At 65.1% G+C, this 16,079-nt stretch carries 18 protein-coding genes and 1 riboswitch; of the genes, 12 read left to right on the forward strand and 6 right to left on the reverse strand.

Going from position 1 to position 16,079, the window contains the following annotated elements; genetic code table 11:
- Positions 1-15: 15 nt before the first annotated feature.
- The 3 genes from DM995_RS01445 to DM995_RS01455 are packed head-to-tail and all read left to right on the forward strand — an operon-like array spanning position 16 to position 3,118.
- On the forward strand, positions 16-1,041 hold the full coding sequence (locus tag DM995_RS01445) for a glutathione S-transferase family protein (RefSeq protein WP_116968261.1): 1,026 nt from the start codon (positions 16-18) through the stop codon (positions 1,039-1,041).
- Positions 1,038-2,699, forward strand: a complete 1,662-nt coding sequence (locus tag DM995_RS01450) for a sulfatase (RefSeq protein WP_198669219.1) — start codon at positions 1,038-1,040, stop codon at positions 2,697-2,699. The genes DM995_RS01445 and DM995_RS01450 overlap by 4 nt, the downstream gene beginning before the upstream one ends.
- Complete coding sequence (locus DM995_RS01455) at positions 2,699-3,118, forward strand: hypothetical protein (protein ID WP_116968262.1); 420 nt, start codon at positions 2,699-2,701, stop codon at positions 3,116-3,118. The genes DM995_RS01450 and DM995_RS01455 overlap by 1 nt, the downstream gene beginning before the upstream one ends.
- Here DM995_RS01455 and DM995_RS22615 read toward each other — a convergent pair.
- The 6 genes from DM995_RS22615 to DM995_RS01480 form a co-directional block, all read right to left on the reverse strand.
- Entirely contained in the window at positions 3,075-3,449 is a 375-nt protein-coding gene (locus DM995_RS22615; RefSeq protein ID WP_353653371.1) for a formylglycine-generating enzyme family protein, read from the reverse strand. The two genes, DM995_RS01455 and DM995_RS22615, sit on opposite strands and share 44 nt — an antisense overlap.
- Positions 3,450-3,469: 20 nt before the next feature.
- Positions 3,470-4,000: an SUMF1/EgtB/PvdO family nonheme iron enzyme gene (locus tag DM995_RS22620; protein ID WP_286164918.1), complete on the reverse strand. Its 531-nt coding sequence runs from the start codon at positions 3,998-4,000 to the stop codon at positions 3,470-3,472.
- A gap of 17 nt (positions 4,001-4,017) precedes the next feature.
- On the reverse strand, positions 4,018-4,602 hold the full coding sequence (locus tag DM995_RS01465) for a TetR/AcrR family transcriptional regulator (protein WP_232823968.1): 585 nt from the start codon (positions 4,600-4,602) through the stop codon (positions 4,018-4,020).
- A gap of 32 nt (positions 4,603-4,634) precedes the next feature.
- Entirely contained in the window at positions 4,635-5,117 is a 483-nt protein-coding gene (locus DM995_RS01470; RefSeq protein ID WP_116968263.1) for a DUF1330 domain-containing protein, read from the reverse strand.
- Between the two features lie 65 nt (positions 5,118-5,182).
- Positions 5,183-6,952: a DNA helicase RecQ gene (gene recQ, locus DM995_RS01475; protein ID WP_116968264.1), complete on the reverse strand. Its 1,770-nt coding sequence runs from the start codon at positions 6,950-6,952 to the stop codon at positions 5,183-5,185.
- A gap of 53 nt (positions 6,953-7,005) precedes the next feature.
- Positions 7,006-8,451, reverse strand: a complete 1,446-nt coding sequence (locus DM995_RS01480) for a sigma-54-dependent transcriptional regulator (RefSeq protein WP_116968265.1) — start codon at positions 8,449-8,451, stop codon at positions 7,006-7,008.
- Positions 8,452-8,598: 147 nt separating this feature from the next.
- On the opposite strand from DM995_RS01480, the gene DM995_RS01485 reads away from it, so the two are divergent.
- The 9 genes from DM995_RS01485 to gcvH all read left to right on the forward strand — a co-directional run bounded on the left by DM995_RS01485 (position 8,599) and on the right by gcvH (position 16,068).
- Positions 8,599-8,730 (forward strand): aa3-type cytochrome c oxidase subunit IV, encoded by a 132-nt coding sequence (locus DM995_RS01485; protein ID WP_232823969.1) that lies wholly within the window; start codon positions 8,599-8,601, stop codon positions 8,728-8,730.
- 11 nt (positions 8,731-8,741) lie between these two features.
- Entirely contained in the window at positions 8,742-9,869 is a 1,128-nt protein-coding gene (locus DM995_RS01490) for an NAD(P) transhydrogenase subunit alpha (RefSeq protein WP_023837638.1), read from the forward strand.
- A gap of 145 nt (positions 9,870-10,014) precedes the next feature.
- Positions 10,015-10,404: an endonuclease domain-containing protein gene (locus tag DM995_RS01495; protein ID WP_116968267.1), complete on the forward strand. Its 390-nt coding sequence runs from the start codon at positions 10,015-10,017 to the stop codon at positions 10,402-10,404.
- A gap of 16 nt (positions 10,405-10,420) precedes the next feature.
- On the forward strand, positions 10,421-10,705 hold the full coding sequence (locus tag DM995_RS01500; RefSeq protein WP_023836382.1) for an NAD(P) transhydrogenase subunit alpha part 2: 285 nt from the start codon (positions 10,421-10,423) through the stop codon (positions 10,703-10,705).
- A complete protein-coding gene (locus tag DM995_RS01505; protein WP_232823970.1) occupies positions 10,705-12,231 on the forward strand; it encodes an NAD(P)(+) transhydrogenase (Re/Si-specific) subunit beta in 1,527 nt (508 codons plus the stop codon). Before DM995_RS01500 ends, DM995_RS01505 begins: the two co-directional genes overlap by 1 nt.
- Before the next feature lie 5 nt (positions 12,232-12,236).
- The gene (locus tag DM995_RS01510) at positions 12,237-12,932 is read left to right on the forward strand and encodes an aspartate/glutamate racemase family protein (protein WP_116968268.1); all 696 of its coding nucleotides are present in this window, start codon (positions 12,237-12,239) and stop codon (positions 12,930-12,932) included.
- Between the two features lie 80 nt (positions 12,933-13,012).
- On the forward strand, positions 13,013-14,182 hold the full coding sequence (locus DM995_RS01515) for a deoxyguanosinetriphosphate triphosphohydrolase (protein WP_116968269.1): 1,170 nt from the start codon (positions 13,013-13,015) through the stop codon (positions 14,180-14,182).
- Positions 14,183-14,269: 87 nt separating this feature from the next.
- A riboswitch (glycine riboswitch) is annotated at positions 14,270-14,362 on the forward strand.
- 172 nt (positions 14,363-14,534) lie between these two features.
- Positions 14,535-15,668 (forward strand): glycine cleavage system aminomethyltransferase GcvT, encoded by a 1,134-nt coding sequence (gene gcvT, locus DM995_RS01520; protein WP_116970275.1) that lies wholly within the window; start codon positions 14,535-14,537, stop codon positions 15,666-15,668.
- 28 nt (positions 15,669-15,696) lie between these two features.
- Positions 15,697-16,068: a glycine cleavage system protein GcvH gene (gcvH, locus tag DM995_RS01525; RefSeq protein WP_023836377.1), complete on the forward strand. Its 372-nt coding sequence runs from the start codon at positions 15,697-15,699 to the stop codon at positions 16,066-16,068.
- Positions 16,069-16,079 lie beyond the last annotated feature (11 nt).

The following is a 16,079-nucleotide window of genomic DNA, read 5'->3' on the forward strand; positions in this document are numbered from 1 at the left end:
AGTGCGGAGGAGAGAATGGCTGTCGAACTGCTGGGGGCGCCGGGATCGCCCTATACGCGCAAGATGCTGGCGCTGCTGCGCTATCGCGGCATTGCCCATCGCATGATCTGGGGCAGCCATATGCAGCCGCCCGCCGGATACCCGATCCCCAAGGTCAAGCTGCTGCCCACCTTCTATTTCGGCGAGGGCGATGCGCGCGAGGCCGTCGTGGACTCCACCCCGATCATCCGCAGGCTCGAGGCCGAGCATCCGGGCCGCTCGGTGCTGCCCGAGGACGAGCTGCTCGGTTTTCTCGACCTGCTGATCGAGGATTTTGCCGACGAGTGGATGACCAAGATGATGTTCCACTATCGCTGGCATTTCGCGGTCGACGCGGCGAATGCCGGGCCACTGCTGATCTTCTGGCAGAGCCCGACCTATCCGGACGACCAGGCGAAGCAGATGGCGGACGGTTTTGCCCGGCGGCAGATCGACCGGCTGTATGTGGTCGGCTCCAATGACATCACCGCGCCGATCATCGAGGCGAGCTATGCGCGGCTGATCGGCATTCTCGATCGGGCGATCGCGCGCACCGGCTTCGTGCTCGGCACGCGGCCCTCGGCGGCGGATTTCGCGATCTATGGGCAGTTGACCCAGCTTGGCATTGTCGATCCCACGCCTGCCGCGATCATGGCCAGATCGGCGCCGCGCCTGCGCGCCTGGCTCGACCGGGTGGAGGACCTGTCCGGCCTGCCCGATGGCGCGTGGCTCGATCAGGAGGCGCTGGACGACCAGCTTGGCGAATTGCTGGCCGAGATCGGCCGCGTCTATGCGCCGTTCCTGATCGCCAATGCCCGTGCCGCGGCTGCCGGAGCTGCCGATTTCGAGACCGAGATCGACGGCAAGCGCTGGACCCAGCCGGTCTTTCCCTATCAGGCGAAGTGCCTCGTGACCCTGCGGTCTGCACGTGGGGCGCTCTCCGCCGAGGCGCGCGACCGGCTCGATGCGCTGCTCGCCGGAACCGGATGCGAGGCGATGTTCGCCGAGGAGGCCGTGGCATGATCCGGCGCATCCTGCTCGGCCTGCTGGTCGTCGTCATCGCCGCCGGAACCTGGGCCTGGTTCAACAAGAGCCAGGTGCTGCTGTTTGCGGCGTCGCATATGGGCAAGCACGAGGTGGCCGAGAACCAGCCGGTGACCTGGCAGAAGGGCCCCGCCATCGCCGCGCTGCCCGCCGACCAGCGCCCGCCCAATATCGTCTTCATTCTCGCCGATGATCTCGGCATCAACGACATCTCGACCTTCGGCGGCGGCGTGGCGGGCGGCACGGTGCCGACGCCCAATATCGACCGGCTCGCGGCAGAAGGCGCGATCTATTCGCAGGCCTATGCGGGAACGGCGAGTTGCGCCCCGTCGCGCGCCATGATCCTGACCGGGCGTTACCCCACGCGGACCGGGTTCGAATTCACCCCCACGCCCGACGGCATGGGCCGAATCGTCAAGGCGCTGTCCGACGAGATGGATTCAGGGCTCCCGCCGGTGACCTATCTCGACGCCGCGGTGGAAGGCGCGCCCGATTTCGATGGCCAGGGCCTGCCGGGCAGCGAGCAGACGATCGCCGAAATCCTCAAGCCTGCGGGCTATCACACCGTGCATATCGGCAAATGGCATCTGGGCGACGGTCCCGAATTCAGCGCCAATGCACAGGGGTTCGACGAGAGCCTGTTGATGGCAAGCGCGATGCACTTGCCCGAGGACGACCCGAACGTGGTCAACGCCAGGGTCGATTTCGACCCGATCGACAAGTTCCTCTGGGCCCGGATGCAGTTCGCCACCAGCTATAACGGCGGCAAGTGGTTCAAGCCCGGTGGCTATCTGGCGGATTACTGGACCGACGAGGCGATCAAGGTGATCGAGGCGAACCGCAACCGCCCGTTCTTCCTCTATCTGGCGCACTGGAACGTCCACACCCCGCTCCAAGCGACGAAAGCGGACTATGACGCGGTGGGCGACATCAAGCCGCACCGGCTGCGCGTCTATGCGGCGATGGTCCGCGCGCTCGATCGCAGCGTCGGCCGCATCATGCAGTCGCTCAAGGACCAGGGGCTCGACGACAACACGATCATCGTCTTTTCGAGCGACAATGGTGGCGCGGGTTATATCGGCCTGCCCCAGGTCAACGCCCCCTATCGCGGATGGAAGCTGACCCTGTTCGAGGGCGGCATACGTGTGCCGATGTTCGTGCGCTGGCCCGGACGGGTGAAGCCGGGGACACGGGTGGAAACACCGGTGGCGCATATCGACCTGATGCCGACCTTCGCACGGGCAGGCGGCGCGCAGCTGCCCGCCGGACTGCAGATCGATGGCGTCGATCTGCTCGGCCCCGATCCCGCCAATCCAGTCGGCAAGCGGCCAGATGACGCGATCTTCTGGCAGAGCGCCTATTATCGCGTCGTGCGCCAAGGCGACTGGAAGCTGCAGGTGACCGAACGCCCGCGCAAGACCTGGCTGTTCAACCTGAAGGACGATCCGACCGAGAAGCGCGATCTCGCGGCCGCCAACCCGGCCAAGGTCGCCGAGCTCAAGGCGCTGCTCGCCAAACACCAGCAGGGCGCGCGCAAGCCGCTCTATCCGCACACTATCGAGGCGCCGGTGGCAGTCGACAAGCCGCTGGGGGTGAAGTTCCGAAAGGGCGACGAGCTCGTCTACTGGCCCAACTGATGGCCGCGCTGCTACCCTGGTCCGAGCCGGTGGCGGCCTCGGCTTCGTCGCGGTTCCTGCTGCTGTGCGGGGTTCTCGCGGTGATCCCCGGCATGATCCATGTCTTCCTGCCCGATGGCGGGGCAGGGGTCATCGCCGGCATCGATCTGTCGCGCGACGCATCGCGGACGGTGTCGATGTTCGCCTGGGCCGGCGCAACGCAGATCGCCTGGGGGCTCATGATGCTCGCCATCGGCCTTCGCTATCGCGCGCTGGTGCCGCTGACGCTCGCGCTGCTGCTGCTCGAAAAGACGCTGCATGCCCTGAGCTTCTGGGTGCTCAAGCCCGGCGATCATCAGCCGCCCGAAAGCTATGCCGTGCTCGTGGCGGTCCCGATCATCGCGCTGTTCCTGGCGCTGGCGCTGCGGCGTCGCGGATGATGCGGAAGCCAATATGGTTCGAGGAGAAGTCATTCTCCTGCGGCTGGCGCGCGGCGGGGCGATAGCGCGCGCAGAAATTCGCCGCGCACAGCCAGCTGCCGCCCTTGATGATCATGTGACCATCGTCCACCGGGCTGTCGGTCCATTCCCAGACATTGCCGATCAGATCGTGCACCCCATTGCGATCGGCGGGGAAGCATCCCGCAGGTGCCGTGCCCGAAAAACCGTCCTTGCCTTCGTCCCTGACCGGGAAAACGCCCTGCCAGTGATTGGCGCGCGGTATGCCTTTGTCATCGACCGCGCCGGAAAAACGATTGGCGGGATCGGGCAGGCCGCTGCTCGCGGCCTATTCTATTCCCACTCCTCCTCGGTCGGCAGCCGACCTCCCGCCCAGCTCGCATAGGCGCGCGCATCGGCCAACGTCACATGCACCACCGGATGACGGCCCTTGCCCGCGATGCTGGAGCCCGCGCCCTCGGGCGCTCGCCAGGTTGCGCCCCTGCGCAGCACCCAGCGTCCGTTCATGCCCTTCGCGTCGCGCGCAAACACCGCAGATCCGGCCTGCGGGTCGGTGCTGGTGGCGGCCCTTTCAGCCTCGGTGAGATAGCCGGTCGCCTTGACGAAAGCGGCGAACTGGTCGTTGGTGACCTCGTGCGCCTGGATAGCAAAACCTTCGACCCTCAGCCGCATGGACGGGCGCTCTTCGGGATAGAGCGGGTCGGCGCCCTTGACATAGGAGCCCGAGGGCAGGGCGATGAATCTGCCCTGCTCGAACGCCTTGGCAAGACATTCCCGCCCGGCCAGCCGTTGCGGCGCCTTGTGTGGCTCGGCTTCCGGGCTGCATGCCGCGATGGTCGCCAGCAGGACGATCCCGACAGACAACCACCCGCGCTGCAAGGTCAGTCCACCAGCCGTGAAACCGTCAGCCGGACGACATCGGCGGCCTGGGCGGTACTCAGCCCCTGATCCTGGCGCAACCGCCGCCAGGTCTGGAAGCCCGCGCACATCTCGATCGCCGAAAACAGCGTCGCATTGCGGCGGATCGCCTCGGGCAATACGCCTTCGAGCCCGGTGCGCTCGAGATGGATGAAGCGTTCGTAGTTCAGCATCAGATAGTCCGAGCTGAACCGGCGGATGCTCGCTGCGATCTTCACCGGCATCACCCGCTCGTAGATCATCGCGCGGCGCTCGAGCAGCTGGTCGAGCTGCGCGCGCCAGCCCTCCCCGGTGAAGGGCTGCTGGATGATCGGCATGATCTCGGCCTCGAACCGCTCGGTCATCTCGCTGTAAAGGCTGTCCATTTCCTCGAAATGCCGGAACACGGTGCGCGCGCTGACCCCCGCCTTCTCGGCGACTTCGGCGGCGCTCGGTTCCATCTTTCCGCCCATGATGATCTCGAGCATGGCATCGACGATCGCCTGGCGGCTGCGTTCACTGCGTTGTTTGCGGCCATCGGGATGGCGGGCAGGGGCTGTTGTGGTCATGTAAAACGCATTATCCCCATGATGAGCCTATGTCACCCCTTGGGGCCGACCATCGACAGGATCTGCTGTATCCAGGCCATGTTCTTTCCCTCTTCGGACAGCACGGTCTCGATATTGAGCTGGCCGTCGAGTCCGGCGCTGCGGTGCACTGCGATTTCGCGCCATTCGTCCGACATCGACATGCGGACCATGTCCGCGCGCTTCGGATAGACGCCGATCGCGACCTCGTCCCACAGCTCGCCGACCTGTCCGAGCGAGAGAAAGGTCACATCAGCAACGAACATCGCGACGCCCCCGAACTTGGGCAGCAGCTGCGACACCGCGCGGCCATAGATCATATAGGCCTCGCGCCCGGTCAGATCGGTCTCGCGCCCGTCCTCGTATTCCGCCTTTTCCTTGAACTTGAGCAGGTTGATCATGAAGATCGGCCCGTCCGGCCCCGGCTGCATCATCCCCGCCAGCGTTTCCGGCTTGCCCGGAAAGACTTCGTTCAAGACGGTGAAGGGCTGGGGCATGATGCTATCCTCTCGGCATGGTTAGGCCCGAAAGGCTATAATTTGACACTATGGCTGTCAATAGTTCAGCCGTGCTCGCGCAGCACGCGAAGGAACGCGTCGCCATAGGCCTCGAGCTTGCGCGTGCCGACGCCCGAAATCCGCGACAGCGCGTCCATGCTCTGCGGCAGGCGCTCGGTCATTTCGCGCAGCGTGCTGTCGTGGAAGATCACATAGGGCGGGACCCCAGCCTCTAGCGCGAGATCTCTGCGGCAGGCGCGCAAGGCCTCGAACAACGGATTGCTCACCGGATTGACCGCATCGCCGCCGCGCCGACCGCGTCGCGCGCGCTTGGGCGGCAGCACCAGCGGCAGCTGCACCTCGTCGCGCAGGATCGCGCGCGCCTCGGGCCCCAGCATCAGCCCGCCATGCTCGTTGGTCGCCAGCGCATCGCGCACCTGCAACGCCCGCGCGACCGGCTTGATCAGCAGCGCCTCTTCGCCATCGACTATGCCGAACACCGAGAGCCGGTCATGTCCGCGCTGCTGGATCTTGTCGGTATTCTGCCCGCGCAGCACCGCCTCGACATGGCCGAGGCCGAAGCTCTGCCCGGTGCGGTAAACGGCAGAGAGCAGCTTGCGCGCAGTCTGGGTTGCATCGACGCTGTCGGGCGGGCTCAGGCAATTGTCGCAATTGCCGCAGGTTTCCGCCGGGCTTTCGCCGAAATGGCGCAGCAGCACCGCGCGGCGGCATCCGCCGGTCTCGACCAGCGCGCCCAGCGCCGCGATACGCGCGCGCTCGCCCGCCTGGCGCTCGGGCTCGATCTCGCCGATCCGCATGCGCGCGCGGATGAAATCCTCCGCGCCCCAGAACAGATGCGCCTCTGCCGGCTCGCCGTCGCGGCCCGCGCGGCCCGATTCCTGATAATAGCCCTCGATCGACTTGGGGAGGCCCGCATGCACGACGAAGCGCACATCGGGCTTGTCGATCCCCATGCCGAAGGCCACCGTGGCGACCATCACCATGTCCTCGCTGGCGATGAACGCGTCCTGGTTGGCGCGGCGTTCCTCGGGCGGCATGCCGGCATGATAGGCACGCACCGGGCGCCGACCATTGCGGCCCAACTGCTCTGCCAATTTCTCAGTCCCGGCGCGGGTCTGGGCATAGACGATGCCGGGGCCGGGATTGGCCGCGACGAGATCGCCGATCTGCCGGGTCAGACCATCGCGCGGGTGCACGGCATAGCGGATATTGGGCCGGTCGAATCCGGCGATCACCATGCCATCGGGGGCGATGCCGAGCTGCTTGAGGATGTCCTCGCGCGTGTGCGCATCTGCCGTGGCGGTCAGCGCGAGCCGCGGGCAATCGGGGAAGCTGTCGAGCAGCGGCCGCAGCAGCCGGTAATCGGGGCGGAAATCATGCCCCCATTCGGAGACGCAATGCGCTTCGTCGATCGCGAACAGCGCGATCGGCGCGCGGCCCAGCAGGCTGCGAAACCCTTCCGAACTGGCCCGCTCGGGCGCGACGTAGAGCAGGTCGAGTTCGCCCGCGCGGAAGCGGTCCTGCGTTTCCTGCCAGTCGGCATCGACCGAGGTGAGGCTAGCGGCGCGAATGCCGAGCGCCTGCGCAGCGCGCAACTGGTCGTGCATCAGCGCGATCAGCGGCGAGATGACGACGCAGCAGCCATCGAGCGCCACGGCGGGAAGCTGATAGCAGAGCGACTTGCCTGCGCCCGTGGGCATGATCGCCAGCGTGTTCTGCCGCGCGAGCACGCGCGTCACCACCTGCTCCTGCACCCCGCGAAAGGCGGAAAAGCCGAAGGTCTCGTGCAGCACGTCGAGCGGATCGCGGGTCATGCGCCCGCTCTTATGAGCCTGTGACGGTGCAGGGAAGGGGGAAATGCCCCCGGTCAGGCGGCGTTGTCGATGCCGAGCTCGGTCAGTTTGCGGTAGAGCGTCGAGCGCCCGATGCCCAGACGCCGCGCGACCTCGGTCATGCGTCCACGGTAATGGCCAATGGCCAGCCGGATCACGTCCGCCTCGATCTCCTCGAGCGGGCGCAGATTGCCGTCTTCGGCATAGAGCGTGATGCCGATGCCGTCGTGCGGCGACGAGCTGCGGCGCGGCTCCTCCTCGCCCAGCATGGTGGTCAGCTGCGGAAATTCCGCCGTGGTCAGTGCATCGCCATCGCAGAAGATCGCGGCACGGAAGAGCGCGTTCTGCAGCTGGCGGACATTGCCCGGCCAGTCATAGCTCGAGAGCAGCGACAGCGCCTCGTCGGTGATACCCAGGCCGCGCAGGCCCGGCTGCTCGGCAATGCGCGCGAGGAAATGACGGACCAGCGCAGGAATGTCGCTCGACCGGTCGCGCAGCGCGGGAATGGTGATCTGCACCGGCGCGATCGCGAAGAACAGGTCCTCGCGGAACGTGCCTTCCTCGACCATCGGCTTGAGCGGCGCGTTGCTCGCGCAGATGAAGCGCACGTCGCAGCGGAAGCCGTGCCGCGCGCCCAGCGGACGCACTTCGCCCGAGCGGATCGCATCGGCGAGCTTGGCCTGTGATTCGAGCGGCAACTGGTCGATCTCGTCGATGAACAGCGTGCCGCCCTCGACCCGCTGAATGATGCCGACATGCCGGTCGAACGCCCCGGGAAAGGCGCCGCGCTCATGCCCGAAGAGCTGCGATTCGATCTGCCCGCTCGATGCGCCGGCACAGGTCACGAGCCGCAGCGCCAGCTTGGAACGCGGGCTGGAGGCATGGATCGCGCGCGCGATCATCTCCTTGCCGGTGCCGCTCTCGCCCTCGATCAGCACCGGCGTGTGCGTGCGCGCCGACTTGGCAGCGATCGCGAGCGCGGCACGGAAGCGCGGCGAGGAACCGATCATCTCGTCGAAATCGAGCGGAGCGGCGATCTTCTCGGTGAGCGGGCGCAGCTCGTCGGCATCGTCCTTGCGCGCTGCGGCGTTGAGCGCGGCGACGAGCCTGTCGGGCGCGATCGGCTTGATCAGGTAATCGGTGGCACCCGCGCGCATCGCCTCAACCGCGAGCAACGGCGAGGTGCTGGTGGTCAGCATCAGGATGGGAAGCGCAGGGCGGCGCGACTTCAGTTCCTTGATGAGTTCGGCCGCTTCGTCGCCGGGCACCCATTGATCGAGGATGATCGCATCGAGCATCATCCCTTCCTGCGTGCCGAGCATCGCGATCGCGGTTTCCGAATCGTGCGCGAACACCGTGCGCCAGCCGGCCTTTGCCGCAAGCGCTGCGACCAGACGGCATTGCGCCGGTTCGTTATCGATCAGCATTACCCGGCGGATCTGCTGGTCTGCATCTGTGCGTTCCTTGGCCATCGCCGCCATGCTTAACGGCATGTGGTAAAAACCCCATTAAAGCTAAGCTTGGGACGGGCCTAGCGATTTGAAGCTTGCGGGATTGAGCGACACCCGGCATTCGGTTAAGGCGAACCGATATCAACTTCGGCACCAATAACGGGGAAGGCTCTGACCATGGCCAACGATACGTCCAACAACATCGAATATGCCAAGCAAACCTATGAAGGCTTCATGGGCCTGCTGAAGACCGGCACGATCGTGGCGGCGCTGGTGACGGCGTTCGTCGTCGTTCTCATCGCCAGCTGACCGGCGGCGGCATGAAGATCGCGGTCCTCAAGGAGCAGGCATCGGGCGAACGGCGCGTTTCGGCAAGCGCTGAAACCGTCAAGAAGTTCATCGGATTGGGAGCGACCGTGGCGGTGGAAACCGGTGCGGGCGAATTTGCGTCGATTTCGGACGCGGATTTCGCCGCCGCCGGTGCCAGCGTGGGTTCGCGCGCCGAGGTTCTCGGCGATGCGGACATCATTTTCGGCGTCCAGGGCCCCGATCCCGCCAGCCTTGCCGGGGCCAAGCCCGGCGCGATGATCGCCGCCTCGCTCAATCCTTTCGGCGAGCGTGCCCGGATCGATGCCTATGCGGCGGCAGGCTTCCAGGCGCTGGCGCTCGAATTCATGCCGCGCATCACCCGCGCGCAGTCGATGGACATCCTGTCTTCGCAATCGAACCTTGCGGGTTACAAGGCGGTGATCGACGGCGCGGCCGAATATGGCAAGGCCTTCCCGATGATGATGACCGCTGCGGGCACCGTGTCCGCCGCCAAGGTGTTCATCATGGGCGTGGGCGTGGCCGGGCTTCAGGCGATCGCGACCGCACGCCGTCTGGGCGCGCAAGTTTCGGCGACCGACGTCCGCTCTGCCACCAAGGAACAGATCCAGTCGCTCGGCGCCAAGCCGATCTTCGTCGAGAATGTCGCGGGGATCGAGGGCGAAGGCGCGGGCGGCTATGCCACCGAAATGTCCGACGAGTACAAGGCGGCGCAGGCCGAGCTGGTCTCGTCGCATATCGCCAAGCAGGACATCGTCATCACCACCGCGCTGATCCCGGGCCGACCCGCGCCGCGCCTGATTTCCGACGCGCAGATTGCCAGCATGAAGCCGGGCAGCGTCATCGTCGATCTGGCGGTGGAGCAGGGCGGCAATGTCGAAGGTGCCGTAGCCGGCGAGATCGTCGTCAGGCACGGCGTGAAGATCGTCGGTCACCGCAACGTGCCCTCGCGCCTCGCCACCGACGCCTCGGCGCTGTTCGCGCGCAACCTGTTCAACTTCTTCTCGGCCTTCTGGGACAAGGAAGCGAAAGCCCCTGTCTTCCCCGACGACGACGAGATCGTCCAGGGCGTCCGCGTGACCATGGGCGGCAAGGTCGTCAGCGAGAGGTTGCTGGGGTGAAGCTAGCGTGGTCCCAAATCCTCCCCTGCAAGGGGAGGGGGACCGCCACGCATAGCGTGGTGGTGGAGGGGTATCCTCTTCTCTGTGGCGTGACACCCCTCCGTCACGCTGCGCGTGCCACCTCCCCTTGCAGGGGAGGATTTTGATGCTGCAAGGTGATGCAAGGGCAAATGTGCAGGCACGACTGCTACGCAAGCGCATGTCTTTGCCAGAAGTGCTTCTGTGGCAGCGGCTAAAGGCAACCGAAGCGGGGATGAAGTTTCGTCGTCAGCACCCCGCAGGGCCATATGTTGCTGACTTTTACTGCCACAAGGGACGCCTTGTGATTGAGGTCGATGGATCGACGCACGAGTGCGCAGACCGTCATGAGGCGGATAATGCCAGGGATCGTTGGTTTGGGCGCAAAGGGCTCTTAACCGTGCGTATCCCTGCATCGGATGTGTTGCAGGATGCCGACGCAATAGCCGAAGGTTTAGTGGGTCTGGCAGCCCAGCGCGCAGTTGCAGTTCGCGCAGCAGATACAGAACAGCTTTAGGGGAACCGGAACCGCCATGGACTTCATCTCAATCCTCTCGATCTTCGTGATGGCCTGTTTTGTGGGCTATTATGTCGTCTGGTCGGTGACGCCCGCGCTGCATACGCCGCTGATGGCGGTGACCAACGCGATTTCCTCGGTCATCATCGTCGGCGCGCTGGTCGCCAGTGCCGAGGCGGTATCGCCGGTGGCGAAATATCTGGGTCTGCTCGCGGTCGTGTTTGCCGCGGTCAACATCTTCGGCGGCTTTGCCGTGACCGAGCGCATGCTTGCGATGTACAAGAAGAAGGAGCGCAAGTGATGGCTCTGGGGGCAGCAATGAACATCAATCGTCCGCTTACCTTCGCCGCCGCTGCCTGCAGCGCGCTCACCGCCGCTCCGGCCTTTGCCTCGGGCGGTGATGCCGCGCCGGTGAGCCCCTGGGTCTCGCTCGCCTATCTGGTCGCTGGCGTGTTCTTCATCCTCGCGCTTCGCGGTCTTTCCAGCCCGGAGACCAGCCGCAGCGGCAACCGCTTCGGCATGATCGGCATGGCCATCGCGGTCATCACCACGCTGCTGACGCACGAGATCGCAAACATCTTCGAGATCCTGATCGCGATCGCGATCGGCGGCGTCGCGGGCTTCGTGATTGCGCGCAAGATCAAGATGACGGACATGCCGCAGCTGGTCGCGGCCTTCCACTCGCTGGTCGGCCTCGCCGCCGTGCTCGTCGCGCTCGCCGCCTGGCTCAACCCCGAAGCGTTCGGCATTCTTGACGCGAACGGCCAGATCCTGACCGTCAGCCGCATCGAGATGGGCCTGGGCGTGGCGATCGGTGCGATCACCTTCTCGGGATCGGTGATCGCGTTTCTCAAGCTCAACGGCAACATGTCGGGTTCGCCGATCATGCTGCCGGGCCGTCATGTCATCAACCTCGGCGTGCTCGCCGCGATCCTCGGCATGATCGCCGTCTATACCGTGTCGCCCGATGGCGGCGCGGGCGAAGGCTGGCTTTTCCTGGCGATCACCGTGCTCTCGTTCATCATCGGCTTCCTGCTGATCATCCCGATCGGCGGCGCGGACATGCCGGTGGTCGTCTCGATGCTCAACAGCTATTCGGGCTGGGCGGCCGCGGCGATGGGCTTCACCCTGTCGAACACCGCGATGATCATCACCGGCGCGCTGGTCGGCTCGTCGGGTGCGATCCTTTCGTACATCATGTGCAAGGCGATGAACCGCAGCTTCATCTCGGTGATCGCGGGCGGCTTCGGAGCCGAGGCGAGCAGCGGCGGCGACGGCGCGGCCAAGGTCGATCGCCCGTGGAAGCGCGGCAGCGCCGAGGACGCGGCATACATGATGAAGCAGGCCGAAAGCGTGATCATCGTCCCCGGCTACGGCATGGCGGTCGCGCAGGCGCAGCACGCGCTGCGTGAAATGGCCGACTTGCTCAAGAAGGAAGGAGTCAGCGTCAAATACGCCATCCACCCGGTGGCAGGCCGCATGCCTGGTCACATGAACGTGCTGCTCGCCGAAGCGAACGTGCCTTATGACGAGGTGTTCGAGCTCGAGGACATCAACAGCGAATTCTCGCAGACCGATGTCGCCTTCATTATCGGCGCGAACGACGTGGTCAATCCGGCGGCGAAGACCGACAAGTCCTCGCCGATCTACGGCATGCCCGTGTTCGATGTCGACAAGGCCAAGACCGTGTTCTTCATCAAGCGCTCGATGGGCGGCGTGGGCTATGCGGGCGTCGACAATGACGTGTTCTACATGGACCAGACGATGATGCTGCTCGCCGACGCGAAGAAGATGGTCGAGGATATCGTCAAGAATCTGGGGCACTGATCCGCATGCGGAAAATCGGCCTGATCGGCGGCATGAGCTGGGTTTCGACCGAGACCTATTACCGGCTGATCAACAAGGGGGTGCAGAAGCGCGCCGGATCGCTGTGCAGCGGTCCGATCGTGGTCGAAAGCCTCAATTTCTGCGATCTCGCGCAGATCCGCACGCCCGAGGGCTGGGATCATGCGACCGAGAAGCTGACCGTCGCCGCGCGCTCGCTCGAAGCGGCGGGCGCGACCGCGATCCTGATCTGCGCCAATTCGATGCACAAGGTCTATGACCGGGTGCAGGGCGCGGTCTCGGTTCCGATCATCCATATCGCCGATTGTGTCGGCGAGAAGATGCAGGCCGATGGCATCAAGCGCGCCGCGATCATCGGTACGCGCAACGTGATGCTCGAAAGCTTCTACCGCCAGCGCCTGGTCAAGCACGGCATCGGCCTGCTCGCCCCCGAGATGGAGCGCGTCGAGGAGATCGACCGGATCATCTACGAGGAGCTGATGGAGGGGAAGGTCGTGCGCGAATCCGAACGCACGATGAAGACCTTTCTCACCAATATCGCCAAGGAAGACGTGCAGGCGGTGGTGCTGGGCTGCACCGAGCTCGAGATGATCGTCGACACCAAGGCGAATGTGCTGCCCATCTATGACGGCACCGAGATCCACGCGCGGGCTGCGGTCGACTGGATCATGGGCGACGCTTGATCTTTTGACCCATGTGGGCGAAGGCGCTGGCGTTTTCCGGCAAGGCTGGAGAGCACCACGCATTCAACGGTAGAACAGCCATGCACCCCCGCGCGCCTTATGCCAGTGATCCGTCGCGTTCGCGCGGGCGGCAATATGCCGAGGGCGGCGAGCCCACGCGCGGACCGCGCAGCGCCTTCCAGCGCGATCGCGACCGCATCATCCATTCGATCAGCTTCCGCCGGTTGCGGCACAAGACCCAGGTGTTCGTGGCCCCCGATGGCGATCACTACCGCGTGCGCCTGACCCATAGTCTCGAGGTCGCGCAGATCGGGCGGACGATCGCGCGGGCGCTGGGGCTCGACGAGGACCTGACCGAGGCGCTGTGCCTGGCGCACGATATCGGCCACCCCCCGTTCGGTCATGCCGGCGAGGACGCGCTCGAAGCCGCGATGGTGGGGCAGGGTGGGTTCGACCATAATGCGCACACGCTGCGCGCGCTGCACGTGCTCGAATCGCCCTATCCGCGCTGGCAAGGGCTCAACCTCAGCTGGGAGGTGCTTGAAGGCCTGGCCAAGCATAACGGCCCGGTCGAGCACGCCCCCTGGGCGCTGGCCGAGATCGACACCGCTTTCGACCTCGATTTGAAGCGCTATTCGTCGCTCGAGGCGCAGGTAGCCGCAGTGTCCGACGACATCGCCTATGACAATCACGATATCGACGATGGCCTGCGCGCCGGTTTCCTGTCGTTCGACGATCTGCTCACGCTGCCATCGGCGGCGCGGCAATGGGACGCGATCCGCGCGAAGTTCTCCGACGTTCCCGAATCGCGGCTCCAGTCGGAATTTGTCCGCGACCAGATCGGTTTGATGGTCAACGACGTCATAGCATCGACACGCGCCAGGCTCGCCGATCTCGGGATCGGCAGCATCGAGGATGTGCGCGCCGCTGGGCAGGCGATCGCAGGGTTCTCCGAGGCCATGGCGGAGCAGGAGCGCGAACTGAAGCGCTTCATGTATGCGCGCGTCTATCATCATCCGCGCCAGCTCGAAGCGGCCGATCTGGCGCGGCAGGTGATCGCTGCACTCTTCGCCGCCTATCGCGACGATCCCGCGCTGTTGCCCGAGGACTGGCGGCACCGGCTGCCCGACAGCGAACCGGATAGGAGCCGCCATATCGCCGATTTCCTCGCCGGAATGACCGATCGCTTCGCGCTGTCGCAGCACCGCCAGATCTTCGGCGATGCGCCCGAAGGTCTCAGCCACGTCTGAACAGGATTTTGTGCGTCGCAGCGCAATTTGATTGACAGGCCAACGGCCTTTGCGCATGCCGACAGTGTCGATGCGGCGAAAGCCTCATGAAACGGCACGGGAGAGCGCGATGGGCAACCATCGCCACCGAAGGAGCAACCGCCCCGGAATCTCTCAGGTCATCGGGACCGTGTCGTTGATCGGCGCTCTGGAAAGCGGGCGGCCCCTCAGGGTCGCTCCACCGAAGGGGTAAATGGGTGGCATCTGATGCACCCATGAAAGCTCTCAGGTTCAAGTGACAGAGGGGGTTGGATGCATGCAGGGCCATCAGCGGCCGTGCCATGCGATCCAATTCAACCTGCCGGAGTGCCAGATGACCGATCATATTACCGAAATGATGGAACGCGTTGCCGACAAGCTGCTGCCGCTCGATGCCTGGCATCGTGCGCGCGGAGGCCGCATGGTTCCGTTCGCCGGATACCAGATGCCCGTGCAGTATGAAGGCGTCATGGCCGAACATCTTTGGACGCGCGAGAATGCCGGTCTGTTCGACGTCAGCCATATGGGCCAGGTCCTGCTCACCGGCGATGCGCCCGATGTCGCGCTGGAGGCGATCGTACCGGGCGAGATCCAGAAGCTGGGCGTCAACCGTATGCGCTATTCGGTGCTGCTCAATGAAGAGGGCGGCATTCTCGACGACCTGATGGTCACGCGGCGCGAGCGCGACCTGTATCTCGTCGTCAATGGTGCGTGCAAATATGACGACCTGGCGCATATGCGCGAGACCTTTCCTGACGAGGTCGTGATCACCCTGCTCGACGAGCGCGCGCTGTTCGCGCTGCAGGGGCCCAAGGCCGGCGAAGCGCTGGCCAGCCTGATCCCCGAGGTGGCGTCGCTCTATTTCATGCAGGCAGGCGCGTTCACCTTTGAAGGCATGTCGCTGTGGATCAGCCGTTCGGGCTATACCGGCGAGGACGGTTTCGAGATCAGCGTCGATTGCGATCATGCCGAGGTGCTGGCGGACCGGCTGTGCGCGCTCGATGTCGTCAAGCCGATCGGCCTCGGTGCGCGCGACTCGCTGCGGCTCGAGGCGGGCCTGCCGCTGTACGGTCACGACCTGGACGAGAGCGTGAGCCCGGTCGAGGGCGATCTGTCGTTCGCGATCAGCAAGCGCCGGCGCACCGAAGGCGGCTTCGCCGGGGCCGAGCGCATTCTCGAAGAGCTCGAAGAGGGCACCGATCGCAGGCGTGTCGGCCTCGCCATCGAAGGCCGCCAGCCGGTGCGCGAGGGTGCGGAGCTGTTCTCCGGCGATCGCATGGTCGGCAAGGTGACCTCGGGCGGCTTCTCCCCGACGCTGGGCGCGCCGATCGCGATGGCACTGGTCAAGTCCGCCTTTGCCCCGCTCGGCACCGCGCTGGAAGCCGAAGTGCGCGGCAAGCGTATCCCGGTAACGGTCGCAGCTATGCCGTTCGTGCCGCACCGCTATCACCGGCCCAAGGCCGCCTGACCATCAAACGACCCAATGGAGTGACACCATGAGCCGCTATTTTACCGAAGAACATGAATGGGTTGAAGTCGAGGGCAAGATCGCCACGGTCGGCATCACCGAATATGCGCAGCAGCAGTTGGGCGATGTGGTGTTCGTCGACGTGCCCGCCGAAGGCAAGCAGTTCGACAAGGGCGACGAAGCCGCCGTCGTCGAATCGGTCAAGGCCGCCAGCGACGTCTACAGCCCGGTCTCCGGCACCATCGTCGAGGGCAATGACGTGCTCGCCGACGAGCCCGGCCTGGTCAATTCGGACCCCGAGGGCGATGGCTGGTTCTTCAAGCTCGAGCTGACCGATGCCGGCGAACTCGACAGCCTGATGGATGAGGCCGCGTACAAGAAGTTCGTTGCAGACCTCTGATTTTTCGTCGT

The sequence above is a fragment of the Blastomonas sp. UPD001 genome (assembly GCF_003426715.1).
GTDB lineage: Bacteria > Pseudomonadota > Alphaproteobacteria > Sphingomonadales > Sphingomonadaceae > Blastomonas.